This is a genomic window from Nocardia sp. NPDC058244 (genome assembly GCF_042882065.1).
Lineage (GTDB): Bacteria > Actinomycetota > Actinomycetes > Mycobacteriales > Mycobacteriaceae > Nocardia.
Genome location: NZ_JBHVWX010000002.1, coordinates 58,787 through 84,026, shown reverse-complemented (window position 1 = coordinate 84,026; position 25,240 = coordinate 58,787). Strand labels below are relative to the sequence as shown.

General features: G+C 71.4%; 25 protein-coding genes. 11 read left to right on the top strand and 14 right to left on the bottom strand.

Going from position 1 to position 25,240, the window contains the following annotated elements; translation table 11 throughout:
• Positions 1-127 precede the first annotated feature (127 nt).
• On the top strand, positions 128-592 hold the full coding sequence (locus ACFVW6_RS06530; protein WP_378825480.1) for a hypothetical protein: 465 nt from the start codon (positions 128-130) through the stop codon (positions 590-592).
• A gap of 1 nt (position 593) precedes the next feature.
• On the opposite strand, the gene ACFVW6_RS06525 is transcribed toward ACFVW6_RS06530, so the two are convergent.
• On the bottom strand, positions 594-2,894 hold the full coding sequence (locus ACFVW6_RS06525; RefSeq protein WP_378825482.1) for a helicase-associated domain-containing protein: 2,301 nt from the start codon (positions 2,892-2,894) through the stop codon (positions 594-596).
• A gap of 39 nt (positions 2,895-2,933) precedes the next feature.
• Here ACFVW6_RS06525 and ACFVW6_RS06520 point away from each other — a divergent pair, with 39 nt between their 5' ends.
• Positions 2,934-3,125, top strand: coding sequence for a hypothetical protein (locus tag ACFVW6_RS06520; protein ID WP_378825485.1), 192 nt, complete (start codon positions 2,934-2,936; stop codon positions 3,123-3,125).
• A gap of 65 nt (positions 3,126-3,190) precedes the next feature.
• Here the strand turns inward: ACFVW6_RS06520 and ACFVW6_RS06515 are convergent, their stop codons facing one another.
• Positions 3,191-3,799 (bottom strand): resuscitation-promoting factor Rpf1 domain-containing protein, encoded by a 609-nt coding sequence (locus ACFVW6_RS06515; RefSeq protein WP_355271091.1) that lies wholly within the window; start codon positions 3,797-3,799, stop codon positions 3,191-3,193.
• 373 nt (positions 3,800-4,172) lie between these two features.
• Positions 4,173-4,421 carry a hypothetical protein gene (locus ACFVW6_RS06510; protein WP_355271093.1) on the bottom strand — a complete coding sequence of 83 codons (249 nt, stop codon included), beginning with the start codon at positions 4,419-4,421 and terminating at the stop codon, positions 4,173-4,175.
• Positions 4,422-4,579: 158 nt separating this feature from the next.
• Between ACFVW6_RS06510 and ACFVW6_RS06505 the strand changes: the two genes are divergently transcribed.
• Entirely contained in the window at positions 4,580-4,999 is a 420-nt protein-coding gene (locus ACFVW6_RS06505; RefSeq protein WP_355271726.1) for a cold-shock protein, read from the top strand.
• A 49-nt stretch (positions 5,000-5,048) separates the two neighbouring features.
• Here the strand turns inward: ACFVW6_RS06505 and ACFVW6_RS06500 are convergent, their stop codons facing one another.
• The 3 genes from ACFVW6_RS06500 to ACFVW6_RS06490 all read right to left on the bottom strand — a co-directional run bounded on the left by ACFVW6_RS06500 (position 5,049) and on the right by ACFVW6_RS06490 (position 8,190).
• Positions 5,049-5,564: a DUF2771 domain-containing protein gene (locus ACFVW6_RS06500; protein WP_355271095.1), complete on the bottom strand. Its 516-nt coding sequence runs from the start codon at positions 5,562-5,564 to the stop codon at positions 5,049-5,051.
• A complete protein-coding gene (locus tag ACFVW6_RS06495) occupies positions 5,561-7,345 on the bottom strand; it encodes an MFS transporter (RefSeq protein WP_378825489.1) in 1,785 nt (594 codons plus the stop codon). Before ACFVW6_RS06495 ends, ACFVW6_RS06500 begins: the two co-directional genes overlap by 4 nt.
• 68 nt (positions 7,346-7,413) lie before the next feature.
• A complete protein-coding gene (locus tag ACFVW6_RS06490) occupies positions 7,414-8,190 on the bottom strand; it encodes a glutaminyl-peptide cyclotransferase (RefSeq protein WP_378825491.1) in 777 nt (258 codons plus the stop codon).
• 17 nt (positions 8,191-8,207) lie between these two features.
• Between ACFVW6_RS06490 and ACFVW6_RS06485 the strand changes: the two genes are divergently transcribed.
• Positions 8,208-9,728, top strand: coding sequence for a DUF3027 domain-containing protein (locus ACFVW6_RS06485; RefSeq protein ID WP_378825494.1), 1,521 nt, complete (start codon positions 8,208-8,210; stop codon positions 9,726-9,728).
• A 44-nt stretch (positions 9,729-9,772) separates the two neighbouring features.
• Positions 9,773-12,862: a sacsin N-terminal ATP-binding-like domain-containing protein gene (locus ACFVW6_RS06480; protein ID WP_378825496.1), complete on the top strand. Its 3,090-nt coding sequence runs from the start codon at positions 9,773-9,775 to the stop codon at positions 12,860-12,862.
• Here the strand turns inward: ACFVW6_RS06480 and ACFVW6_RS06475 are convergent.
• Positions 12,859-13,485, bottom strand: a complete 627-nt coding sequence (locus tag ACFVW6_RS06475) for a TetR family transcriptional regulator (RefSeq protein ID WP_355271102.1) — start codon at positions 13,483-13,485, stop codon at positions 12,859-12,861. The two genes, ACFVW6_RS06480 and ACFVW6_RS06475, sit on opposite strands and share 4 nt — an antisense overlap.
• A 119-nt stretch (positions 13,486-13,604) precedes the next feature.
• Here ACFVW6_RS06475 and ACFVW6_RS06470 point away from each other — a divergent pair, with 119 nt between their 5' ends.
• On the top strand, positions 13,605-15,653 hold the full coding sequence (locus ACFVW6_RS06470; RefSeq protein WP_378825498.1) for a neutral/alkaline non-lysosomal ceramidase N-terminal domain-containing protein: 2,049 nt from the start codon (positions 13,605-13,607) through the stop codon (positions 15,651-15,653).
• Here ACFVW6_RS06470 and ACFVW6_RS06465 read toward each other — a convergent pair.
• On the bottom strand, positions 15,650-15,910 hold the full coding sequence (locus ACFVW6_RS06465) for a DUF2530 domain-containing protein (protein ID WP_378825500.1): 261 nt from the start codon (positions 15,908-15,910) through the stop codon (positions 15,650-15,652). The genes ACFVW6_RS06470 and ACFVW6_RS06465 overlap by 4 nt on opposite strands.
• Positions 15,911-15,972: 62 nt before the next feature.
• Here ACFVW6_RS06465 and ACFVW6_RS06460 point away from each other — a divergent pair, with 62 nt between their 5' ends.
• A complete protein-coding gene (locus ACFVW6_RS06460; RefSeq protein WP_355271108.1) occupies positions 15,973-16,410 on the top strand; it encodes a MarR family transcriptional regulator in 438 nt (145 codons plus the stop codon).
• Here ACFVW6_RS06460 and ACFVW6_RS06455 read toward each other — a convergent pair whose 3' ends face one another.
• Entirely contained in the window at positions 16,411-16,803 is a 393-nt protein-coding gene (locus tag ACFVW6_RS06455) for a YccF domain-containing protein (RefSeq protein ID WP_378825504.1), read from the bottom strand. It lies immediately after the preceding gene.
• A gap of 25 nt (positions 16,804-16,828) precedes the next feature.
• Here ACFVW6_RS06455 and ACFVW6_RS06450 point away from each other — a divergent pair, with 25 nt between their 5' ends.
• Both ACFVW6_RS06450 and ACFVW6_RS06445 read left to right on the top strand, forming a co-directional pair.
• Positions 16,829-17,632 (top strand): TrmH family RNA methyltransferase, encoded by an 804-nt coding sequence (locus tag ACFVW6_RS06450; protein ID WP_378825507.1) that lies wholly within the window; start codon positions 16,829-16,831, stop codon positions 17,630-17,632.
• The gene (locus ACFVW6_RS06445) at positions 17,629-17,928 is read left to right on the top strand and encodes a DUF2537 domain-containing protein (protein ID WP_378825509.1); all 300 of its coding nucleotides are present in this window, start codon (positions 17,629-17,631) and stop codon (positions 17,926-17,928) included. Before ACFVW6_RS06450 ends, ACFVW6_RS06445 begins: the two co-directional genes overlap by 4 nt.
• Positions 17,929-17,934: 6 nt before the next feature.
• On the opposite strand, the gene ACFVW6_RS06440 is transcribed toward ACFVW6_RS06445, so the two are convergent.
• The 3 genes from ACFVW6_RS06440 to serC form a co-directional block, all read right to left on the bottom strand.
• Entirely contained in the window at positions 17,935-18,675 is a 741-nt protein-coding gene (locus tag ACFVW6_RS06440) for a DUF6928 family protein (RefSeq protein ID WP_378825511.1), read from the bottom strand.
• A 105-nt stretch (positions 18,676-18,780) separates the two neighbouring features.
• Positions 18,781-19,788 carry a septation protein SepH gene (gene sepH / locus ACFVW6_RS06435; RefSeq protein ID WP_378825513.1) on the bottom strand — a complete coding sequence of 336 codons (1,008 nt, stop codon included), beginning with the start codon at positions 19,786-19,788 and terminating at the stop codon, positions 18,781-18,783.
• 314 nt (positions 19,789-20,102) lie between these two features.
• Entirely contained in the window at positions 20,103-21,224 is a 1,122-nt protein-coding gene (gene serC, locus ACFVW6_RS06430; protein ID WP_218716903.1) for a phosphoserine transaminase, read from the bottom strand.
• A 260-nt stretch (positions 21,225-21,484) separates the two neighbouring features.
• Here serC and ACFVW6_RS06425 point away from each other — a divergent pair, with 260 nt between their 5' ends.
• Positions 21,485-22,120 carry a hypothetical protein gene (locus ACFVW6_RS06425; protein ID WP_378833735.1) on the top strand — a complete coding sequence of 212 codons (636 nt, stop codon included), beginning with the start codon at positions 21,485-21,487 and terminating at the stop codon, positions 22,118-22,120.
• Positions 22,121-22,176: 56 nt separating this feature from the next.
• On the opposite strand, the gene ACFVW6_RS06420 is transcribed toward ACFVW6_RS06425, so the two are convergent.
• Together ACFVW6_RS06420 and ACFVW6_RS06415 are read right to left on the bottom strand one after the other, a co-directional pair.
• A complete protein-coding gene (locus tag ACFVW6_RS06420; RefSeq protein WP_378833737.1) occupies positions 22,177-23,079 on the bottom strand; it encodes a polysaccharide deacetylase family protein in 903 nt (300 codons plus the stop codon).
• A gap of 206 nt (positions 23,080-23,285) precedes the next feature.
• Complete coding sequence (locus ACFVW6_RS06415; RefSeq protein WP_378833739.1) at positions 23,286-24,410, bottom strand: citrate synthase 2; 1,125 nt, start codon at positions 24,408-24,410, stop codon at positions 23,286-23,288.
• 128 nt (positions 24,411-24,538) lie between these two features.
• Between ACFVW6_RS06415 and pdxH the strand changes: the two genes are divergently transcribed.
• The gene (gene pdxH, locus ACFVW6_RS06410; RefSeq protein ID WP_378833741.1) at positions 24,539-25,234 is read left to right on the top strand and encodes a pyridoxamine 5'-phosphate oxidase; all 696 of its coding nucleotides are present in this window, start codon (positions 24,539-24,541) and stop codon (positions 25,232-25,234) included.
• Positions 25,235-25,240: the final 6 nt, after the last annotated feature.

The following is a 25,240-nucleotide window of genomic DNA, read 5'->3' as shown; positions in this document are numbered from 1 at the left end:
CCGAGCGCGGGCGCGGCCGGCTTGGGTATCGTCACCGGCGGTCATGTTCGCCTGAACCGTTCGGTGAGTGAGGTTTTCAGTGTTGTTCCCAGGAAAGCGACTGCTGGCACGGGTTGTGCTCGCCCCCGTGGCGACGGTCGCACTGGTCGGGGCGGTCGCCGCCTGTTCGTCGGACAGCGACTCGGCGGGCGCTTCGCTCGCCAAGGGCTCGTGCGTCGAAGTCACCGACAACGCCGCCGACGCGATGGTCGGCACGCTCGGTGACTGCGCGGCGGCGACGTCGAACTACCGGATCGTGCAGGTCGGCACGGCCCCGCTGACCTGCGACGTCTCCGACGCCACCTTCAACGGCACGGTCGGTGACACCAAGACCGCGCTGTGCCTGGCGCCGAACTTCGCCCAGGGCAGCTGCTACGCCGACGCGGGCAAGCGCCCCGCCGAGGCCGTGGCCTGCACCGCCCCCGAGGCGACCTTCAAGGTCGTCAAGCGCATCGACGGCGTGGCCGACGAACTCCAGTGCGGCGGCGACGCGACACAGTTCCGCACCGTCGCCGACCCCAAGGCCACCTTCTGCATGGCCAAGCCGGCCTAGCTCAATCCAGCAGGGCGACCGACGCGATCCGGTGCAGGGTGAAGTGCCGGGTCGCGCCGGTGACGGGGTCGACGGCGTCGAGCTGGCCGTTGCCGACGCGCAGCGGTTCGACCACGCGCTGGCTCGCGACGCCCTGGGCGTCGACGTAACCGATGTTCACCGGGCGGCCGACCCTGGCGGCCAGCTGGAGCAGGGCCAGGGTGGCCGCGGTGCCGGTGCGGGTGCCGTCGGCGCGCACCGACTGGCCGGTGCGGGCACCGGCGGCGCGTTCGCCCGCGCGTAGTTCGGTGACCAGCAGCGCGAGCTGTTCGTCGCTGGGCGGGCTCGGGCGATAGGGCTTGCGGGCGAGCGGGCGGACCGCGATGCGGGCACCACGCGGACGCAGGTCGACGATCGCGCCCGCGGAATCCTCACCGGCCGGTGCGAAACCGGCCGCGCGCAGCTGTTCGAGCAGCTCGCCCAGCGGGGCCAGCGCGATGGCGACGGTGGGCGCGATCGCGCGCAGCGCGAGGGTGTCGGCGACCGGCGCGGCCAGCACCTGGGCGAGCAGCGCCGGGTCGTCGCTGCGCAGGAACGACTGCGCCATGCCCGCCCGCAGCTGGCCGTGGCGGCGGGCGACATCGTCGATGAGATACGTCAGCGACTGGGGGACCGGGGTGCGGGAGTGGTTGGCGAACAGCGCGTGCAGTTCGGCGGCGGTCATCCCGGCGTCGAGCGCGCGGCGCACCGAGGTGTCGCCGACCCGGTAGACCGTGGCCGCGCCCGCCGACTCCACATCGGCGACCAGCGCGATCCGGCCGCGTAGCTCGGGCACCAGCGGGCCGGGCGCGATGACCGTGAGGTCGGCCTGGACGAGCACGTGATCGACCGGCTCGGGCAGCGCCGCGGCCATCTCCGCCTCGGCGTCGGCGACGCTGGTGTCGGCGCCGTGCAGCAGCGCCCGCGCGGCGGAATCGAGCGCGCCACGCCCGAGCAGGCCGAGGGTGGCGGCCTCGGCCAGCGTCGCGGTCACCGCGTCGAGCCGGAAGTGCCTGCGCCTGCGCGGCATCCGCCAGGCCAGCAGCTTGCCGATATCGGTGGCGGTCAGCGCGGTTCCGCTCGGGTACTCGGCGAGCAGGCCGAGGATCGCGTGGCGGTCGCGCACCGCGTGCGGGATGCGCAGTTCCGCCGAGAGCGCGGCGATCGGCTTGTCGGCGGCATCGCGCAGCCCGATCATCCACGGCATCCGGTCCAGATCCAGCCAGGCCCGCGCGAGCAGCACCCAGCGGGTGGCGGGCGGCGCGTCCAGCCAGGCGTCGGCCGCGGGCGTCGGGGCCCAGAAGTCGTCGGTGGAGTCCACCTCCGGCACCGGCTCGGGCAGGCCCTTCTCGACCAGCTTGGCCGCCGCCAGCAGCTCCAGCAGCAGACCGGTGCGCGTCTCGTCGACGCCGGTCTGCTTGGCCAGCCTGCGCAGCTCGCGCACGCCGAGCCCGCCGGCCCGCAGCGCCGGGGCGGGTAGTCGGCCCAGCGCGTCGAGCAGGTCGGCGCAATCGCGCAGCAGCTCACCGACTTCGCCCGCGCCGACCGCGTTCACCTCGGCGGGCGCGTGCTTGGTCAGCGTCGGCTTGGGCGGGGCGAGGGCGTGCGGGTCGGTCACCGGCTCGCCGCGCAGGATCTGGCCGACCGTCACCGGCAGTTCGACGGTCTCGTCGTCGATCCGGTGCAGCAGCCGGGCCGCCAGCAGCCGCGGTACCGGACGATCGGGGGCCGTGCCGGGTGCGGCGTCCCTGGTGCGCCCGCGCGGGCCCGTGGTGGCCAGTTTCTCCAGCAGCGCGCGTTCGGCCGGGCTCGCCGCGCTGAGCGCGGTGGCGACCTCCGGCTCGGTCAGGGCGTCGGGCAGCGCCGTCGTCGCGCCCAGGGGCCAGGGGAGGGCTTCGGCGGCGCTGGGGGCCAGGTGCAGGCCGTCGCCGGTCTGCCAGATCAGCGCGCGGTCGAGCAGGCGGGTCAGCGCGGCGGTGAGCGCGGTCTTGGTGACCCGGTCCTTCAGCTGCGCGTGCAGGGTGATCCGGGTCAGCGGGGTGACCTCGGTGCCGATCGTGCGGGCGTCCTCGTTGGCGGTGAGCGCCTCGATGATCGCGAATTCGAGGGTGTCGAGATCGTCGGCGGCGCGCAGCACCGAGGCCCGCTGCTGGGCACGCACCGCGAGCACCGACATCGACGCGGGCAGCGGCACCGCCAGATCGGGCCGCAACTGCAGCAGTTTCACCAGCTGGGGGTCGGTGCGCGCACCGAGCCAATCGGCGAGGGAGTCCGTCGCGATCATCCGATCCAGCCTACGTTGTGCGTATGCCAGAATGAGCCCGTGGTGAACAAATCGAAGAAACCCTACGTCGACAACGGCTGGCCGCAGGTGGCCGACGGCGAGCACGCCGTGACCGAACTGTCGGCGACCCGCGCCGGTAACCTCTCGCCCTTCGGTGAGGACACCGAGTTTCCCGTCCCGGCATCGAAGCTGCCGTACATCCACCCGCAGACGGTGATCAACCGGGTGTAGTTCGGACGGGAAAGACAAGAGCCCGCATCCCTAGGGATGCGGGCTCTAGTTGTCTGCGTGGGCGATCAGGAGGGCAGCAGGCCCTTGTTCGCCTCGAAGAAGTCGATCACGGCCGGGTCGAGCTGAGTGCCCTTGGCGGCGTTGAAGAAGTCGAGCGCCTGCTGCGGCACGGCGACACCCTGCTGCTGCACGACGGAGAGGGCGCGATCGACGGCCTGGAACACTTCCTGGCTCGGATCCTGCACCTGCGGGACGGTCACCTGCGGGGCCCAGCTCGGGGTGGAGGGGGCGATCCGCTCGCTCGGGCCGCTGCTCAGACCCAGCTGGGACGAGCAGGAGGGCCAAGCGCCCCAACCCTGCGAAGCGAGAACCTTTTCGGCGACCACGATCTGCTGTTCGCGGGTGGCCTGGTTGGCCGTGGCGGCGTACTCGCCACCACCGTGCGCGTTCCAGGTGGAGGGCGAGAACTGCAGCCCACCCTGGTAGCCGTTGCCGGTGTTGATGCCCCAGTTGCCGCCGGCTTCACACTGCGCGAGGCGATCCCAGTCGGAGTCGGGGGCCGCGCTGGCGTTTCCTGCGAAAGCTGCACTGGCGGTGCCGATGATCGCGCCGGTGACGGCGACCTTGGCGACAGTGCGGCCGGTGGAAGTCGGCTTGCGGTGGCGTCCACTCATATCGGGTTTCTTCCTCTCGTGCGCACCTGCATGTGGCCCGGACTGAGAGGTCTCCCGGTCCGCCCTCACTCCTGATTCCAATCGGGGTCCGGTACCCGCGGGGTGAGGTTCGGTGCGGCGGGCCGGTGGTTCCGGGGGTTGCCCCGGCTGAGAGAAACGGTACGACGGACAGCGGGGAAAGTCACTATTTGGTAACCGGCGTGTACGGGTGGGTCTCGGGGTGGTCTCAGGGTGATCCCCGAGGCGTCCGCGCAGGTAGTCGCGGTGCCATGTGTGCGCGACGGTTGCACGCTCAGTTCGTTATCTACCCGTTATGTGACGAAGGTCACACCGCTGTCTGGGTATCGATTCGCCGGGGTAACCAGTTGACGCGTCAACGCGCGCGTCGGCCCGACCACAGCGCGAACACCACGGCGAGCAGGAAGCCGACCGGTGCGAGCATCGCGAGCAGGTACAGCCACAGCCCCGGCGACGAGTCCGACACGATCGGTGTCACGAAGATGGCGATCACCGCCAGGATTCCGACCCCGAACAGCGCGAGGGCGAGTTGCAGCAGGCGATCGCTCGGCCGACGGGGGTCGCGCTCCGGCGGAGTGGCGGCGGGCGGAGGTGAGTTGGTCACCGGTGCACCGTAAAACTGATGTGCTCGCGTTATAGCAACCGGGGTAGACTCTCAGCACATCGCGTCCTGCCTTGCTGTGGGGCGCGTTCTTTTCGCGACAAGCAGCTGTAACCCGGGCCACAAGGGTCCGGGTGTCGAATGATGAACGGGTGAGCGCAGTGCCGACCGGCCGGGTGAAGTGGTACGACGTCGAAAAGGGCTTCGGCTTCCTTTCCCAAGACGAGGGCGAGGACGTCTACGTCCGTTCCTCCGCGCTGCCCGAGGGCGTCGAAGGCCTCAAGCCCGGTCAGCGAGTCGAATTCGGCATGGCCGCAGGCCGTCGTGGCCCGCAGGCGCTCAGCTTGAAGCTGCTGGAGGCCCCGCCGACCGTGCGCGGCAACCAGGCGCAGCAGCCCGCCCGCAAGGACGCGGGCCCGCGCAAGTCGCCCGACGAGCTGCACGGCCTGGTCGAGGACATGATCACGCTGCTCGAGACCAAGGTCCAGCCGGACCTGCGGCGCGGCAAGTACCCGGATCGCAAGCTGTCCCAGCGGATCTCCGAGGTCGTGCGGGCCGTCGCCCGCGAACTCGACCACTGATTCGATTTCCTCGGTCCCGGGCACCCACGGTGTCCGGGACCGAGTCGTCTCAGGCCTCGGGGGTGCTGATCGACCAGGCGGCGTGCGGGATGTAGGTCTCGCGGCCGGTCACGGTGTCGCGGGCCAGGATCGGCAGCTGCACCTCGATGCCCGCCAGGCGCAGGTCGGGTTCGGGCTTGGTGTCGATGGTGAGCGCGCGTGCGCCCGAGGGGAAGTCGGCGAAGCTCAGCACCCGGTCGACCTGCTCGCCGGAGGGACGCTGGTAGATCAGCTGGACCAGCCACGGTGACTCGGCGATCTTGTCCGGCAGCGACAGCTGCACCGGAAGGCCCGCCACCGTAGCGAGCTCGGTGGTCTCGCCGTACCGGCAGTCCTGCATGGTGACGGTGCAGTACAGGAACGGGTCGACGGTGACCGCCTTGCCGTGCGCGAACGCGGTGATCTGCGGCTCGTACTCGGGCGCCTTCGAGACGCCGTAGGCCACCAGGCCCGCGGTCACCGCGGCGACGGCGACGAGTCCGGCCGCGACCAGGGCGACGATCGTGCGGACGTTGAGCTTGCTCACCGGATGGGGTCTCCTGTCCCTCGCGGAACCGTACCGGGGCCTGCCCGGTGCGGATGGGTGTTGGGCACTTCCTGCTCGGCGTGCTGCGGACGGTTGCCGCCGAGGCCGGGCAGCAGCGAATGTCCGGTGTAGCTGACGAACGTCTGGATCAGGCCGATCACCAGGATCACGCTGATCACCGCGAAACCCTTCCAGAATTCGATCGGCAACAGCACACCGGCCGCGCCGCCGATCACCCAGCTCAGCTGGAGCACCGTCTCCGACCGGCCGAAACCGGACGCGATCGACTCCGGCGGCAGGTCGTCCTGGATCGCCGCGTCCAGCGACACCTTCGCCAGCGCGCTCGCCGCGGAGGCGATCAGCGCCGCGAACGCCGCGCCGAACAGATTGCCGGTGAACATCGCGAACAGCGCGACCGCGGTGCAGGCGGCGGTGCAGCCGAGCACCACCAGCGACGGCCTGCCCAGTTGCAGCCTGGCCCCGGTCGCGTTGCCGCCGAAGTTGCCGATGCCCGCCGCGACGCCGACCACCGCGAGCATGGCCGCCTGCTCGGTCGGGCTGCCGCCCGAGCCCTTGGCGACGAAGGCGATGTAGAAGGTCAGGAAGCCGGTCAGCACGCGGATGGAGCTGTTGCCCCACAGCCCGGTGACCACGGCCCGGCCCAGCGGCTGCCGTCGTTTCCGGGCGGGCACCGAGGATTCCGTGCCGGGTTCGAGCACCTCGGTGTGCGCGTCGTCGCCGTGATAGCTCAGCGTCGCGGGCACCTCACCCTCGGTGACCTCCACCCACGACGGAATCCGCAGGCTCAGATACGCACCGGCCACCGCGATGCCGGTGGCCAGCACCAGCGCGCCGGTGGACCCGGCGATCATGGCGGCGAGCGCGGCCACCGCGCCGGCGCCGATGGTGCCGCCGACCAGGCCGAACACCGTCAGCCGGGAGTTGGTGCGGACCAGATCGATGTCCGGTGGGAGCACCCTCGGGGTGACCGCGCTCTTGAGGACCGCGAAGGATTTCGAGCCGACCATCATGCACAGGGCCAGCGGATACAGCCCCCACGTGTCGATCTCGATGATCAGCAGCAGCGCGAAGATCGCGCGCAGCCCGAACGTCGTCGCCAGCGCCAGCCTGCGGCCGCGCTGCAACCGGTCAAGCAGCGGGCCGATCAGCGGCGCGATCACCGCGAACGGGGCGATGGTGATCAGCAGGTACAGCGCCACCTTGGTCTTGGACTCGGCGGTGGCGCTGGCGAAGAACAGGGTGTTGGCCAGCGAGACGGCGATCGCGGCGTCGAGCGCGAAGTTGGCCATCGTGGCGTAGGTGAGCGCGGTCAGGCCCGACTGGTCGGCGCCGTCGGCCTTGGCGGCCCGCTGGAAGGTGGCGAACCCGCGTTCGGTGAGTTCGCGGCTGCGCATGGCCGCGACCCGGGTGACGGTGAGCTTGCGCGGTACCCGCTGCTTGACCTCGTCGTCGGCGGGCTCCTCGGGCCGGGGCAGCGGGCGGGTGCCCGCCGGGCCTGCGTCCTGCTCGGGCGGCACCGGCCTGGCGCGCGGCGCGGGGCCGCGCAGCGGGGCGGTCGGGGCGGCGTCGGGCTCGGACCGTCCGCGCCGGAACGGGTTCTTCGACCGGACCGTCGGCGGATCGGGCGAGTCCGGGCGCGGGAAGACCTTGCGCGGAGTGCCCGAACGCGGCGGGTACTGCCCGAAGCCGGGATGCCTGCCCGCGGGGTTACCGTCCCGGCGACCACGGTCGGGACCGGAGGGATCGCGGGGAGTAGTCACAGTCCAATTCTGGCCCACGCGGGATCTCCGTGTTCACTCGCGGCGCGGCAGTGTTCGCCACAGCTCGCCTATTTCGGGACGAACCGCACCTCGAACATGCGCGGCCAGTACTTGCCGGTGAGCAGGAATCGGTCGGTGCCGGGCAGGTGGGCGATGCCGTTGAGGACATCGGTGCCCGCGCGCTCGCCCGCGGTGAGCAGCCCGCCCGCCTCGATCACGGCGAGCACCCGGCCGGTCTCCGGATCGATGCGCAGGATCTCGTCGGAGGGGTAGTTGTTGGCGTAGACCGTGCCGTCGGGGGCGCAGTCGAGTTCGTTCGGCTGCGGGGACGGGTAGCCCGACAGCGTCACCGAACCGGTCTTCGCGAAGGTCACCGGGTCGCGGAAGGTGAGGGTGGGCGTGCCGTCGCTCATCACCAGGCGCTGGGGCTGGGCGCACACGCCCCAGCCCTCGCCCTCGTACTCGGCGCGGCCGGTCTCGGCCAGGGTGACCGGGTCGCGCGCGATGGCGAGGTGGTCCTGCCAGGTGATCTGCCAGACGATCCCGCCCGCCTTCGTCATGCCCTCGCCGAACAGGTTGCCCGGCAGATCGACGCGCGCGGTCTCGACGCCGGTCGCCTGATCGGCGGCGCGCGCGCTCGACACGCCCCACATGCCGGTGCTTTCGTAGCGGACGCCGTCGACCACCTCCAGCCCCTGGGTGAAGGCCCGCGGATCGTGCGGTGACGAGCCGATCACCTCGACGCGCCAGCGCGGCGGTCCGGGCTCTTCCCGGCCCCCGCAAGCCCCCACGCCGAGCAGGCTGACCAGCGCAGCGACGGCCAACGAACTCCGATTGCACTTCATACGGCAAAATGTATGCCGTGAGCGCAGTATCTGTTTCGGAGTCCGGCGTGCGTCCTGTTCTGGCCGATGCGGCCGAAGTCGCACGTCGTGCGCTCGTGGAGTTGGAGCCCGACGGGGTCGGAGCGCATCTGGGGGTGTCCGGCGAGGACGAGTCGGCGGCCACCCACCGGTTCGAGGCGACCCTGCCCGGCTACCGCGGCTGGCAGTGGGCCGTCGTGGTCGCCGCGCCGCCGGAGGCCACATACGCCACGGTCAGCGAGTCGGCGCTGCTACCCGGCCCCGACGCCCTGATCGCCCCCGACTTCATCCCGTGGGAGCAGCGGGTCCGCCCCGGCGACCTCGGTCCCGGCGATCTGCTCGCCCCGCCCGCCGACGATCCCCGCCTGGTCCCCGGCTACATCGCGACCGGCGATCCCGTGGTCGACGAGGTGTGTCACGAGATCGGCCTCGGCCGCACCCAGGTGCTCAGCCTCGAGGGCCGCGTCGAGGCGGCCCAGCGCTGGTATACCGAGTTCGGCCCCGACACCGAGATGGCCAAGGCCGCCCCCTCCACCTGCGGCCTGTGCGGCTTCTTCCTGCCGCTGGCCGGCGCCCTGCGCGAATCCTTCGGCGTCTGCGGCAACGCGATGGGCGCGGACGGCCACGTCGTCCACATCGAATACGGCTGCGGCGCCCACTCCGACGTGATCGCCCCCTCGGGCAACGGTTCGCCGCGCTACGAGGCGTTCGACGACCACGCCGTGGAACTCGTCGAGATCGTCCGCACGACGCCGGAGCCCGTGCCGTCCGCCGAGGTCGCCGAGGCTGCCGCGATCGGTGAGGCCGCTGCGCCCGCTGAAGCCGTTGCGACTGCCGAGGCCGCTGCGACTGTCGAAGCCGGTGAGGCCGCTGCTGAATCCGCTGAGGTGTCCGTCGCGGACGTGGCCACCCCGGCCGTGAATGCCGCGACCACTGTCGACACCGACGCCGCGACGGATGCCGCTGCGGTCGAGACCGGTGAAAACGCCGATCAGCAGGAGACCGCCGAGGCCGAGGCCGTCGACGCGGCTACCGCCGCCCGCGCAGCGCTCGCCGAAGGCGCGCAGCCGGAGTCGGCCGCCGAGGTCGTCGCCGCCGAGCCGGCACCCACTGCCGAAGCCGCCGTGGTCGCCGAGACCGTCACCGAGGCGCCCTCGGGTGCGACGGAAGTCGACACCACCGAGTCGCAGACCGTTGCGACCGAGTCGACTACCGAGGCCGCCGCCGAGACCGTCCCGGCGGCCGACGCTGCCGAGATCGCTACCAGCAACCTGGGCGCCGAGTCCGGGCCCGCTGCGGAAACGCAGTCTGATGCCGAAACGGTCGGTGCCGAATCGCAGGCTGCAGCCGCCGACACGGTGACCGAGGTCGCGGAGGATGCCGCCGAGGTCGCCGAGGACGTGGCTCCTGCCGCTGACGCGGCGGGCGAAGACACCACGGCCGCAACGGCTTCGGGTGCCGAGTCCGACGCGGTCCAGGGCGACTCGGTGGACGAGCACGGATCGTCGGTGGCGCGCTGAACGGATCGGCGGATCCCTTCGGCACCGCGGAGCTGCGTGCCGGAGTGCTTGCCGCCTGGCGGGATTCGCCTACCCGGTTGCGCGAGGACAGTGCGACCGAGGCGGATCTGGTGGCCGCGGGCTACCGGGATCGGGTGCTCACCGAGCTGGCGCAGAACGCGGCCGACGCGGCGGCGAAGGCGGGGGTCGCGGGTGAGCTGAGCGTCCGGGTGCTCGACGGGCGACTGCATGTCGCGAATACTGGTGCGCCGCTGAGTGTTTCCGGCGTGCACGCGCTCACCGCGTTGCGTGCCTCCGGGAAGACCGAGGCGGAGCAGGTCGGGCGGTTCGGCGTCGGTTTCACGGCGGTGCGGTCGGTGGGTGACGAGATCGAGGTCAGGTCGACGACCGGCTCGATCCGATTCTCCCGGACCGCGACCCGCAACGCGTTGCACGACATCGGCATCGAGATCCCCGAGGACCTGCCGACGATCGAGCCGCCGGTGCTGCGCCTGGCCTGGCCCGTCCCGACCACCCCGGTCGCCGGCGCCGACACCGAGGTCGTCGTGCACCTGCGCGCCGATATCGACGCCGACGCCCTGCTCGCCGCCCTGCGCGCGGAAGCGACCGACCTGCTGCTGGAACTGCCCGCCCTGCGTCGCATCCGGATCGGCGCCGACGAATTCACCAGCACCGGCACCGATCTCGGCGCCGACGGCCTCACCGAACTGGCCGTCACCCAGCCGGACGGCACCACCCGGCGCTGGTGGCAGTACCGCACCCCGAGGGCGCGCTGGCTGCTCCCGCTGCGCGCGGGCCGCCCCGTGGCCGCCGCCCCCGACGTGCTGCGCGCCCCCACCCGTTCCGACGAGGAACTGTCCCTGCCCGCGATCCTGGTGGCCGACATCGCCATGCAGCCCGATCGCCGTCGCCTCCTCCCCGGCTCCCGCCTGTCCGAACTGGCCGCGGGCTACGCCGATTTCGCCCGCGCCCTCCCGCCCCGCGACCGCCTGGTCCTCGTCCCGGCCCCCGGCTTCGCCCGCAGCGAGGCCGACGGACTCCTCCGCGAAGCCGTCACCACCGAACTCCGCACCAACCCGTGGCTCCCCGTCTGCGCCACCCAGCTCGCGGACCCGGAGCTCGTCGACCCAGAATCGCCGCCGACCGGTGACTCCCAACCACCCGCGACCGACGCCGCACGAGCCGCGGCCATCGCGCTGGGCGGGTTCGACCTGCCCGAAGCCACTGCCGAAGAGGGCCTTTCCGGTCGCTCGGAGATCGCGCGCGCACCCGAGAGTCCCGGCCTGGCCGAAGTCGCCGGAACGGCCGTCGCCGGCCGGGACGAGACGGCACATGCGATCAACGACCCCGGCCTGGCCGCCGCTGCCTTCGCTCTCGGCGCATCCCTGCCCCCGGCTCGCGTGGTCGAGGCGCAGGCCGGGCCGACCACCGGCACCGACGCGGGTCGTCTCGATGCCTGGTTCTCGGGCGTCACGACGGACCAGGTCGCCGTCCCGACCCGCGCCAGCGTATTCCCGGACCTCACACCGGAATTGGCGGCGCAGCTCGCCGATATCACCGGCCCCCTGCTGATCCCGGAACTCTCCGGTCGCGCCCAGCAGGAGAAGCTGTCCGTCCTCGACGTGCACCGCCTCGGCCCGGCCGCGCTGGCCGACCTGTCGAGCGGCCTGGATCGCGAACCGCGCTGGTGGCAGCGGTTCTACGCCGCCCTCGAACCGTTCGTGGTCGACACCAGGACCGCCGAGGAGTTCGGCGCGCTGGCGGTGCCGCTGGCCGACGGCAGGCTCGTCACCGGTCCGCGCACCGTCGTCCTCGACGATCAGCTCACCGTGGCCGTTCCGGTGCACTGGGCCCGCCTGGTGCACCCCGACGCCACCCATGCCCTGCTGGCCCGGCTGGGCGCCCGCAGCGCCACCGCGGAGGACCTGCTCACCGACCCCGGCCTGCACGACCTGCTCGAACAGGACCCGGCCGACCCCGACACCGTCGACGCGGTCCTGCGGCTGGCGCCCTTCGCCACCCCGGAGCTGCTCCCGACCTGGCTCGGCCTGCTCGAACTGCCCGACGACACCGGCGAACCGCGGCCCGCCGACGAGCTGCTGCTCCCCGGCGCGCCGCTGGCCGCCGTGCTGGTCGAGGACTCACCGTTCGGCACCGTCGACGCCGACACGGTCGCCGAATACGGCACCGACGCCCTGCGCGCGATCGGCGTCGGCTGGGACTTCGCGGTGGTCACCGACCCCGATCCGGTCGGCCCCGACCACGACCTCGACGACGAACACGCCTGGTGGGACGGTCTTTCCGCGGACCCGCGCGAGCTGGCCGCCGTCCGCGACCTCGATCTGGTGGACGAGAACCGCTGGCCCACCGCACTGCGCCAGCTGCTGTCGGAGCCGCGCACCCGGGCCCTGCTCGCCGACCGCGAGGGCTACACCGCCTGGTGGCTGCACCGGCACGCGCACATCGGCGATATCGCCCTCGGCCGCCTGCGCCATCCCGACGACGACGAATTCGCGGGCCTGCTCCCGGCGTTCGAGGTCGACGGCATCACCGGTCCCGACCTGGACGTGCTGCGCTCGCTGCTGGTCCGCCCGGACGTGATGTCGGCCGAACTGGCCGAAGAACTCCTCGACGCGCTCGCCGATCCGTCGAAAACCCCCGCGCCCGAGGTCATCGCGCACACCCACGCCCGGCTGGCCGCCGCCGTCGAGTCCGGCGCGCTGGACCCGCGCGAGCTGGATCTGCCCGAGCAGGTGCGCTCGCTGTCCGGCGCGGTCGTCGACGCGAGCACGGTGCTGGTCCTGGACCAGCCCTGCTTCGGCCTGGTCGTCCCGCCGGAGCGGCTGGTGGCCGGGGACACGGGCAGCGCCGAGGGGCTGGCGACCCTGCTGGACGTGCCGCTGGTCTCGGAGGAGGTCAGCGCCGAGGTGCTCGGCACCGGCAGGCGAACCACCTGGGCGGCCGACGCGCTGGGCGTCGTGCTGCGTCAGCTGTGGTCACCGCGGGACACCGCGGGCGCGCTGGTCCTGCACGAGACGCTCGAGGTGCATCTGCGCGGTGCGCTGACGGGCACGGTGCGGGTGCCGTGGTGGCACACCGAGGACGCGGTGCACGTGCAGGTGCCGCGGGGCTAGCGCGCGTGCGCGGCCACCATCGCGGCGAGCAGGTCGAGCTGGGTCTGCACGGCCTCGCTGTCGTCGTCGACGAGCCAGCGCAGCACCACACCGTCGATGACGCTGAGGATGAACCGGCTCAGCTCGGTGACGGGGGTGGTCCAGGTGGTCGCGGTGGCTTCCCGGCAGTGGTCCATGACGTCGGCGACGGTGGTGTCGTTGAACGCGTACTGCTCGCGGGCGATCGCGATCTTGGCCGGCGTCGCCTCGCCCTCGCGCAGGGCGTAGGTGGTGGTCTCGTAGGTGAGCAGCTGACGCTCGGGAGTGGCTTCGATGTTGCGCCACATCAGTTCCAAACCGGAACGCACCAATTTCTGAAGCGCTTCTTTTCCGGTTCCGGCATCCGCCCAGAGCGAATCATCGGCATCGACGGAATCGCGCAATTCCATGGACAACGCTTTGACCAGCTCGGTCATCAGTGCGTCCTTGTTTTCGAAACAGTAATGCACCACACCGAGTGAGACGCCCGCTGCTTGTGCGACATCGCGCGTGGTCACGCCCGCGACGCCTTTTTTCTCTGCGAGACCGATCGCTGCCTCGATCAGGTGGGCTCGTCGTTCTTCGACGCTCAATCGGGAGGACACGTGTGCGAGTTAAGCGCCCGCGTGGCAAACAGTCAATTCGCCGGTCCGCGAGAAAATCCTGGACATCTGACCAGTTGATGTGGTTGTCTCCGAATCGGAAGTTGCGAAGGAGTCGCCTGATGTCCGTGTCCCGCCGTACCGTCCTGGCCGCCTCGGCCCTGGGTGTGGCCGCTGTGCCCGCTGTCTCGGCCCTCACCGGTGCCGCGACCCCCGCCGCGCGCGCCGATCCGAAACCGGGCGGATTCGAATTCGGGCTCGGCATCGCCGATCTCACCGGCCCGGCCGCGGAATGCGGCATGATGGGCTACTCGCAACTCGATCAGGCGACCGCCGGAATTCATCTGCGGCCCCGGGCGCGCGCGTTCGTGATCGGCGCCGACGGAAATCGCATCGCTTACGTCGCGGTGGAGAACGGCGCGGTGTTCGGCTCGGTCCATGGTGGGGTACTGCGCGCCCTCGCGCAGCGTTTCGGTGACCGCTATACCGAGCGAAATGTGGTGCTCACCTCGACCCACACCCACGCCAGTTGTGGCGGCTCCGCGCACGACTACGCCTATACGCTGGCGACGCTGGGATTTCAGCAGCAGGTCTACGACGCCGAGGTGAACGGCATCGTCGAGGCGATCGTCGCCGCCGACGCCGATTTCGGGCCGGGCGCCATCGCGCTGGGCCGGGCCACCCTGCACGACGCCAGCGTGAACCGGTCCCGCGTCGCCTTCGAGCGCAATCCCGAGGCCGATCGCGCGGTGTTCCCCGACGCCATCGACCCGGCCGTGACCACGCTGGTCTTCACCAGGGCGGGCCGCGAGGTCGGCGCGCTGACCTGGTTCGCCACCCACAACACCTCCATGACCAACGCCAACCGGCTGATCAGCTCGGACAACAAGGGCTACGCCAGCTTCGCCGCCGAACACATCGAGCACGGGGTGCGGCATCTCGACGGCGCGCCGTCCTACATCGCGGCGTTCGCGCAGACCAATGCCGGTGACATGTCGCCCAATCTGAATCTGCGCCCTGGCGACGGACCGACCACCGACGAGTTCGAGAACACCAGGATCCTCGGCGAGCGCCAGCACCACGCGTCGAGAGCGGCTGCCGCGCACGCGGTGTCGATGGCGGCCTCGGTCTCCGCGTCGCTGTGCTACATCGACCTGGCCGATATCGCGGTGGACGGCCGCTACACCCCGGACGGGGCGCCGCGGCGCACTTCGGCTGCCGCCGCGGGTGTTTCGCTGGCCGCGGGCAGTGTGGAGGACGGGCCGGGCCTGCCCGGCGGGCCGATTCCCGAGGGCGTGCGCAATCCGATGGTCGACTTCCTCGGCGGGATCGATCATCCGCATCCGGCGTGGCTGGCGGACGCGCAGGCGCCCAAGGCGGTCGCGGTGCCGCTGGGTCTGCTCCCGCCGGTGGCCTGGGTGCCGAATGTGGTGCCGATCCAGCTGATCCGGATCGGCGGGCTCTATCTGGCCGCGGCGGGCGCTGAGTTCACCATCGTCGCCGGGTTGCGGGTGCGGCGGGCGGTGGCGGCGGCGCTCGGTGTCGATCCCGACCAGGTGCTGCTACAGGGCTACGCGAACTCCTACCACGAGTACGTCACCACGCCGGAGGAGTACGACGCGCAGCAGTACGAGGGCGCCTCGACGCTGTTCGGCCGCTACACGCTGTGCGCGTATCAGCAGGAGTTCGCCCGGCTGGCCGCCGCGTTCGTCGCGGGCGGGGCGATCGGGCGCGGTCCGGCGCCGCGCGATGTCTCCGCGCTCCAGCCGAACTTCGCCACCGTGCCCGGCCCGGACGCGACCCCGCAGGGCCGCGGCTTCGGTGACGTCCTGGTGCAGCCGCCCGCGCGGTGCGCGCCCGGCGAGCGGGTGGCGGTCGAATTCGTCTCGGCCCATCCGAAACACAACCCGCGACGCGGTGACACCTTCCTCGAGGTGCAGCGCCGCACCGGCGCGGGCGACTGGGCACGGGTGGCCAACGAGGGCGAGTGGGACGTGCGATTCCACTGGCGCAAGGAGGGCGACGCGGTCTCCATCGCCAGGTTCACCTGGGACGTGCCCGCGACCGCAACGGGGGTGCACCGGTTCGTGCACTACGCCGACGCGCTGGGCGCCGACGGCGCGCTGCGTCCGGTCACCGGGACCAGCGCCGAATTCGAGGTGACCGGCTAGTCGGTCGACAGACCCACCTGCGCGCCCTTGTCGCCACGGCGGGCCGAGCGCAGCTGGGCCAGGTAGATCGAGACGCCGAGCACGCCGACCGCCAGCCCCATCAGGCACACCGGCCTGGCCTCTGACCAGGCCGGATTCAGCCACGCCAGGGCGGTCGCGACGAGCCAGGCGACGAATCCGGCCACCACCACCGGACGCGGATCTACCAGACTTCGGGGCAGTTCGGGGACCGCCGAGCTGACGTGACCGTTATCCATACCCAAACAGTAGCCGCGTGAAACACATCAGGTGGCGCGGACGTACCGTAGAGTTCTGCACTGTGACAACGCCATCGGACGTCCGTGCCCTGGCCGGTGATCTCTCACTGGCCGTCGTACGGCTCACGCGACACCTGCGCGGCCGCCGTGCCGACGCGCAGATCTCGCTCACCCAGCTGTCGGCTCTGGCGACGCTGGCGCGTGATGGTGCCATGACCCCCGGGGCGCTCGCGGGCAAGGAACGGGTGCAGCCGCCGTCGATGACCCGCGTCATCGCGTCGCTGTCGGACCTGGACCTGGTGCAGCGCCGTCCGCATCCGACCGACGGCAGGCAGATCATCGTCTCCCTGTCCCCGGCCGGGCGCGCGCTGGTGGCCGACGAGACCAGTGCCCGCGAGGCCTGGATGACCGATCAGCTCGCGCGCCTGGAGCCGGAGCAGATCGAGATCCTGGACCGGGCGGTCGAGATCATGAACCAGATCGTCGCCGAGTCCGAGTGATCAGCGCGCCTCGTCGGAGTCGACGACTTCGTGGCCAAGCGGGAACAGCGACAGCGGCACCAGCTTGAGGTTCGCCCAGGCGAAGGGCAGGCCGATGATCGTCACCGCCAGCGCGATGCTGGTCGCGATGTGACCGATCGCCAGCCACCAGCCCGCGAAGACGAACCAGATGATGTTGCCGATCAGCGAACCCGCGCCCGCGCCCGGTTTGTCGACCACGCTGCGCCCGAACGGCCACAGTACGTAACCGGCGATCCGCAGCGACGCGATACCGAAGGGGATGGTGATGATGAGGATGAAGCAGATCAGGGCGGCGAGCAGGTAGCCGAGGGCCATCCAGAAACCGCACAGCACCACCCACAGGATGTTCAAGATCAACTGCACGATCTTCATGCATCCATCATGCCAGGATTGTCCAGTGGCCGAAGTGATCGACATCGACGACCCCGCCGACCCGAGGGTCGACGACTTCCGTGACCTGTCCTCCGCCGACCGCAGGCCCGACCTGCCGGGGCGCAAGGGCCTGGTCATCGCCGAGGGTGTCGTTGTCGTGCAGCGGATGCTCGCCTCCCGGTTCACCCCCAGCGCGCTGCTGGGTGTCGGGAAACGCTACGAGGCGCTGTCCGAGGACCTGGCGGGCCGCGACATCCCGTACTACCGGGCCAGTGCCGAGGTGATGGCCGAGGTGGTCGGCTTCCACCTCAACCGGGGCGTGCTCGCGGTGGCGCCGCGGCCCGCCGAGCTGTCGGTCGACGACGTGCTCGACGGCGCCCGCACGGTGGCGGTGCTGGAGGGCGTCAACGATCACGAGAACCTGGGCTCGATGTTCCGCAACGCGGCCGGGCTCGGCGCGGACGCGGTGCTCTTCGGCGACCGCTGCGCCGATCCGCTGTACCGGCGCGCGGTCCGCGTCTCGATGGGGCACGTGCTGCGGGTGCCCTTCGCGCAGCTGCCGACCTGGCCGGACGGGCTGGAGCTGGTGCGCGAGCGCGGCTTCCAGATCATCGCGCTGACGCCGAATCCGGCGGCGGTGAACCTGGCGACGGCGATGACGGGGAAGCGGGTCGCGCTGCTGCTCGGCGCGGAGGGCCCTGGACTGACCGAAGAAGCCATGCGCGCCACCGATGTTCGCGCGCGAATTCCGATGTCGCCGGGCACCGATTCGCTCAATGTCGCGACGGCGGCGGCGATGGCCTTCTACGAGCGGGTGCGAAAATCGTGAAGCAGGAACCGGACGGTCCCTATCGCGCGCAACCGGATTCGGTGCCGTGGGCCGCGGGCATCACGGTAGTGGTGCTGGTCGCGGTGCTGAGTGCCGTGGCGGTGTACGCGTTCGGCGCCGCGCTGGCGACCGTCCACTGGCTGCTCGCGGTGGCCGTGAACGTGGTCGCCGCGATCGGGGTGGCACCGACCGCGTGGCGCTGGCGGTTCACGCCGGTGGTGCGGTGGGTGCTGGCGGGCGCGGCGCTCGGGGTGGTGCTCGGCTGGCTGACGTTGCTCGGCGACCAGCTCGGCTGAACCGGCTCACAGCACCCGGTCGGTCCGGTGCAGCCAGCCGAACAGGCCCCGCTTGCGCCGGGTGGCCGCACCGGGACTGCCCGTCTGCACCAGCGGCGGTGGCTGCGGTGCCTGACCCTTCGGGTACAGGGTGAAGCCGCAGACCGCCAGGTCGCCGGGGATCAGGCCGCCCGGCTCGGCCGGGGTGCGGTAGCGGAAGCCGAGCCATTCGTCGTTGGCGGCGTCGGCGAAGTCGGGCGGATCGAAGGGCAGCGACTGCGGTCCGGGATGGTCGGCCGCCTGCCACGGCACCGGATGGTCACCGGCCCAGAACGGCCGCTCCCACACCATCGGCAGCCCCTCGTTCTCCAGGATGTCGACCCGGGTGGAACTGAACGAGCGCCGGAACTCCCCGCGCTCCCAGTGCGCGAACGCGCCCCAGTGCAGCTTGGCGTCGAAGGAGACCAGGTAGGTGTGCTCGGAGGCGAGCGGGCGCACCAGCAGATCCGGCAGCTTCGTCGGCCGCACCAGTGCCGCCTCGGCCGTGCACACGACCGTCAGCCCCGGATAGCACCCGATGTACACCTCGTCCCGATCCGGCGCGGCGCACCCGTTCAGCGTGCCGATCATGATCGGCCGCACATCGTGCTCGGCGTACAACTGCCCGGCCAGCGCCGCGGCGGCCGCCGGGTCGGGCTCGGGCCGCTCCCGCAGCACGGCCACGGGATCCGGCGTGTCGACATACCAGAGCGTGGAAGCGGAAAGCACCGGCAACCACCTCCCACCTCGACCGAATCACCAGCTCACGCAAGAACATGGATAACTCGAACCCCGACCCCGCACCGCGGCCCGGCCGAAACCCCGGGGCGGCGGTTAGTGCCCGGAGCTGCGGACGCCGAGGAGGACGTCCTCCCAGGACGGCATCGGCGCCTTGCCGCGCTTGGCCCGTGCGGGCTTGGCGGCGGGCTTCTCCGGAGTCGCCGGCTGCTCCGGAGCGGGCTCCTTCGCCACCGGCTCCTTGTCCTGCTGCGCCACCGGCTGCGCCGGCGTAGCGGGGACGGCCGGGATCGGCGCCGCGGGGACCGGGGCAGCCGGAATCGCCGCCGCGCCACCACCGGCGGCGACCGCGCGCTGCTCGTAGTACTCGTCCAGCGTCGGCTGGGCGGGCCGGGCCGTCGGACGCGCGGTCGGGGCGACCTGCTCGCGCGGGCGCGGCTCGACCGGGGTCGGCGGCTCCACGATCGGCGGAGCCTTCTCCACCGGGGTGGGCAGGATGGTGGCCAGCCCGCGCAGCGCGCGCCCGAAATCGGGATCGATCAGGTCGTTGGCCGGGTCGTCGAGCGGGGAGACCGAGCCGCCGTGCGCGTCCGGCTGGTAGCGCCAGTGCGCGGCGATCTCGGAGTGTCCGTGCCGCCACTGCAATTGGGCGACCCAGAATCCCTTTTCGTCTTTCCAGGCGTCCCATTCGGCCTGTTCGATGGTGTGCCCGCGTTCGGCGAAGGCCGCGGTGACGATCTCGTGCAGCGTTTCCAGCGCGGGACCGTCCGGGCGCACCGGATGCGCTTTCTGCGCCAGTTCGGCGGCGCGGGCGCGCTCCAGCAACACCGGGTAGGCGAAACGTTCGACTTTGGTGGCCGGCATCCCGGACTCCGCCGTGACCTGCTCGACGGACGCACCGGCTCGAATACGGGCCTGGATATCGCGAGGACGCATAGACGCTTCCGTTTCGATCTCGATCTGGCCGAATCGTGCGAGGTCGCCGCGCGCCGCCGCGCGGAGCTTGTCGTCGGCGGGCAACCGGAACTTGGTGCCGGACTCGGTGTCACTGCACACGATGTGCGTGGAGTCGGGCGTCACCCCGATCACTCGAAGTTCACGCACCGTTACCTCCCTATCGCGTCGGCTACGACACCGCCCACTTTCCTAGACAGTAGTGCACATTACTTGCCCGCGGCAGCAGACACGCACGACCGAAATCGCGCACCGGGACCCCAGGTCCCGCTAATCTGATCGGCTCACCATACGAATCCTGGTCGTGTGCAGGGAGTTTGGTGATAGATCAACATCAAATACCGGGTCGCGGCGGTGTGCTCGAATGCAAATGTTGCGAACCCGTGGAGAACCCGACGCAAAGGGCCGGTGCCCGATGAACCGGAAAAGGTTCATCGGGCACCGGCCCTGATTGCGGTCTTATCTCAGAGCTGACCGACGACCCAGTCGATCGAGCGGGTCAGCTGCGAAACGTCTTCCGGATCGATCGCCGGGAACATGCCGACGCGGAGCTGGTTACGGCCCAGCTTCCGGTACGGCTCGGTGTCGACGATGCCGTTGGCCCGCAGGATCTTCGCGACCTGGGCGGCGTCGACCGCGTCGTCGAAGTCGATGGTGCCGACGACCTGCGACCGGTGCGCCGGATCGGTGACGTACGGGGTGGCGAAGGAGCTCGACTCGGCCCACGAGTACAGGCGCGAGGACGAGTCCAGGGTGCGCTTGACGGTCCAGTCCAGGCCGCCGTTGGCGTTCATCCACTCGATCTGGTCGGCGAACAGCAGCAGGGTGGCCAGCGCCGGGGTGTTGTAGGTCTGGTCCTTGGTGGAGTTGTCGATGGCGATCGGCAGCGACAGGAACTCCGGGGTCCAGCGGCCCGAGGCCTTGATCTCCTCGACGCGGGCCAGCGCGGCGGGGCTCATGATCGCGATCCACAGGCCACCGTCGGCGGCGAAGCACTTCTGCGGGGCGAAGTAGTACACGTCGGAGTCGGCGATGTTCACCGGCAGGCCGCCCGCGCCGGAGGTGGCGTCGATGGCGATCAGGGCGTTCTCCGAACCGGCCGGACGCGAGACCGGGATGGACACACCGGTCGAGGTCTCGTTGTGGGCCCAGCCGATGAGGTCGACCGAGGGGTCCGAGACGGGCTCGGGCGCGCTGCCCGGCTCCGACGAGACGACGATCGGGTCACCGATGAACGGGTTGCCCTTGGCGACCGAGGCGAACTTCGAGGAGAACTCGCCGTTGGTCAGGTGCAGCGAGCGCTCGCGGATCAGGCCGAAGGCGGCGGCGTCCCAGAACGCGGTGGTGCCACCGTTGCCGAGCACCACTTCGTAGCCCTCGGGCAGGGAGAACAGCTCGCGCAGGCCGTTGCGCACCCGCGCCACGACGTCCTTGACCGGCTTCTGGCGATGCGAGGTGCCGAACACCGAGGCGCCGACAGTCACCAGGGACTGCAGCTGCTCCGGGCGGACCTTGGACGGGCCGCAGCCGAACCGTCCGTCGGCGGGCTTGAGGTCGGCGGGAATGGTCGGGAACGCACTGGTCATGGGGGCGAGTTTAGTGGTCCGCCGATGGTCGAACGCGCACGGGGGCGAGGTCACGGAGCGGCTGTGAGGCGGCCCACTCGCGCGCGCGGTCGGTTGGACGCTTGCTCAGGATGTGTGGGTCGGAAGTCGGCAGAGTCGGCGGTCGCGTGGTCGCCCGGGCGCGGGACCGCGAACGATTCCTCGCGGGGATCGCGGCTGTCGGTCGGGCGGGTGCGGGGAATTTGCCCCTGTCGGAAGGTGGTTCGCATTACGCTTTCGCTATGAGCCTCGCCGTGGCCGACTCGGGTCGGACCCTGTTCGACCGGTTCGCCTGGGCGTTCGGGCGGCGGCCGGGATTGCTGGCCGAGAGTTCCCGGCGGGAACTGCTGATCAGGGGGTTGCCCGCGACCGCCACCGTGCTGTCGGTGCGGTCCCGGCGCGGGGAGGGCGGCTACCGGATCTCGGTGCGGGTGCAGCTGCCCGGCGAGCTGGCCTACGACGCGCGGGTGCGGCAGCGGGTCCGTAGCCAGGACCTGGAATGGATGCAGCCCGGCGACGCCGTCGGCTGCCGGGTCGATCCGGGTGATCGCGAACGCGTGGTGCTGTTCATCCCCGAGATGCCACAGTCGGGCCGCAGCGCGGCCGCCAAGATCCTGGCCAACGGCCGCCGCGCCGAGGCCACGGTCCTCGCCGTCGCCCCCATCGCCGCCGACTACACCGGCCGCGACGACCCGGTCCTGCGCCTCGACCTGGAGCTGCGCGCCTGGGACGAGCCGACCCCGTGGCGGGTCCGCCTCATCCAGCCGGTGCCCCTGGCCGCCGTCGGCCTCATCGAACTCGGCACCCGTCTCGACGCCGCCTTCTTTACCGTCGATCGCGGCGCTTCCGTCGCCATCGACTTCACCAGCCTGGCCTGATCACAGCCTGATCGGCAGGCACCGAGCCCGCTACTACCGCTGGACGGCGTCCGCGACTACAGGTGTACGAAGGTGAACCCGGACGCGCGCAGTGCCGGAATCGCGGCGGCCATCCCCGCCGCCGTACCGGACTTCGGCCGGTGCATATGGGCGAGCACGATGCCGCCGGGCGCGGCCGCGCTCATCGCGCGCTGGACCTGGGCCGCCGACGCGGTGGCGCCGAAGTCGGCGTTGACCGTGAACCCGAGCGGGGTCTCGCCCAGTTCGGTGACGATGGCGACCGCGACGTCGTCGTAGTGCGCGGTGCCCGCCCGGAAGAACCGTGGCGCCCGGCCGGTCAGCGCGAGCAGGCGTTCGTGATTGGCCCACACCTCGTGCACGGCCTCCTCGGCCGACGCGGTGCCCGCGATGTTGTAGGCGGCCCGCCCGGTCACCGAGAGCGGCTTGTGCGCGACACCGTGACTCGCCAGCTCGAACAGCGGGTTCGCGGCCAGCCGCTGGACCCGGCCGGGATCCGCGTCGACCCAGCGCTTGTTGAGGAACAGCGTCGCCGGAACCCGCTCGGCGACCAGCAGATCGATCAGCGCCTGGTCGATCTCGCTGTTGCCCGGCCCGCCGCAGGCGTCGAAGGTGAGCGCCAACTGCTTGCCCGCGGCCGGGAAACCGCTGGTGATGCCGGGCAGATCGACACCCCACCCGTGCGGCCGCGCACCCGCGTACCGGGCGGCGACCGCGGCGGGGGAGACGGCGGGCGGCGCGGCAACGGTGGAGATCGGTCGCGCGGACACCGGCGCGGCGCCGGACGGCCCGCCTGTGATCGGCGTGGCACTCGACGACCCGGGGGTCACCTCGGGCGCGGCCGAATCACCCTGCGCGGCAGCACAGCCGGTGATCACACTCGCCGCAAGCGCGGCACCCGCGCCGAAAAGCCCACGCCGGGACAGACCCTCGTTCCGCACCGCCCACCCTTATCGTTCAGGTCGGCTGAACACTACCTCCGCCGAGCACATCCACCAGGCCGAACAGGCCGTCTACCTGCCGTGTTCCGCGAGCAGATCATGTCGGCACCGGGTTGCGCGGCGACGAACAGTCGCTGAACAGCGAACGACCGGGCGCCGGCGGCCGGGGAGGCCGTCGACGCCCGGTCGGGCGATGCGGGGGTGGATCAGTCGCCGGCGATGGTGGACCAGCCGGCGACTTCCTCGGGGGTGCGGGGGCCGGGGCCGGTGTAGATGGCGGCCGGGCGGACGAGCTTGCCCAGCTGCTTCTGCTCCAGGATGTGCGCGCACCAGCCCGCGGTCCGGCCGCAGGTGAACATGGCGGGCATCATGTGCGCGGGGACCTCGGCGAAGTCGAGGATCACCGCGGCCCAGAACTCGACGTTGGTCTCGATGGCGCGGTCGGGACGGCGCTCACGCAGCTCGGCCAGCGCGGCCTGCTCCAGCGCGGCGGCGACCTCGAAGCGCGGGGCGTCGAGGCGCTTGGCGGTGGCGCGCAGCACGCGGGCGCGCGGGTCCTCGGCCCGGTACACCCGGTGGCCGAAGCCCATCAGCTTCTCCTTGCGGTCGAGAATGCCCTTGACCAGCGCGCGGGCATCGCCGCTCTGCTCGACGGCCTCGATCATCGGGAGCACGCGGGCGGGGGCGCCGCCGTGCAGCGGGCCGGACATGGCGCCGATCGCGCCCGACAGCGACGCCGCCACGTCGGCGCCGGTGGAGGCGATGACGCGGGCGGTGAAGGTGGAGGCGTTCATGCCGTGCTCGGCCGCCGACACCCAGTAGGCGTCGATCGCCTCGGTGTGGCGCGGGTCCGGGTCACCCTTCCAGCGGGTCATGAACCGCTCGGTGACCGTGGTGCACTCGTCGATCTTGCGCTGCGGAACGGCGGGCTGGTAGATGCCGCGGGCGGACTGGGCCACGTAGGACAGCGCCATCACCGAGGCGCGGGCCAGGTTCTCGCGGGCGGTCTCGTCGTCGATGTCGAGCAGCGGCTCGTACCCCCAGATCGGGGCGAGCATGGCCAGGCCTGCCTGCACGTCGACGCGCACGTCACCGGTGTGCACCGGCAGCGGGAACGGCTCGGCGGGCGGGAGACCGCGGCCGAACTGGCCGTCGACCAGCAGGGCCCACACGTCGCCGAAGGTGACCCGGTTGGCGACCAGATCCTCGATGTCGACGCCGCGATAACGTAGCGCGCCACCATCCTTGTCCGGCTCGGCGATGTCGGTGGTGAAGGCCACCACGCCTTCCAATCCGCTGACGAAATCCTGTGGTACCGAGCTGGTAGTCATGGTGACTCTCCTTGCAGGGGCATGCCGATCTTTCTGAACCATAGCCCTGGGGATACCGGGTAGTAACGTCGCCCCTGGCCTGACCTCGACCCCTTCCCGGCCGACGTCCCGGCGTACCGTCTGTCCCCATGGTTGACCAGGAACCCGCGACCGCGGCAGACCTCGCCGCGATGCGCGTCGACTACGGCGACCCGCTGTCGGTGCCCGAGGAGACCGACCTCGACGAGACCTGGGTGGCAGGCGGCTGGGAACCGTTGCTGCGCCGCTGGATCGAGCAGGCGCGCGGCCTCGGCATCGCCGAATCCAACGCGATGGTGCTGGCCACCGTGTCGCTCACCGGCCCGGCCCCGCGCCCGGTCGCGCGCACCGTGCTGTGCAAGGGCCTCGCACCCGAGGGCATCACCTTCTACACCAACTACGACTCGGCCAAGGGCAACCAGCTCGCCGCCGACCCGTACGCCGCGGCGACCTTCGTCTGGCCCGCGCTGGCCAGGCAGGTCCACCTGCGCGGGATCACCGAGCGGGTGTCGCCCGAGGTGACCGCGGCCTACTGGCAGACCCGCCCGCGCGACTCGCGCCTGGGCGCCTGGGCCTCGCGGCAGTCGCGGCCCGCGGCCTCGCGCGCCGAGGTGGACCGGTCGCTGGCCGAGACCACCGCCCGCTTCGCCGACGTCGACGACATCCCGGTGCCGCCGTTCTGGGGCGGCTACCTGCTGCGGCCCGACGAGGTGGAGTTCTGGCAGGGCAGGCGCGGCAGGCTGCACAACCGGATCGTCCTGCGGATGGGGGACGCAGGCACAACCGTGGAACGTTTGCAGCCCTAACGAGCG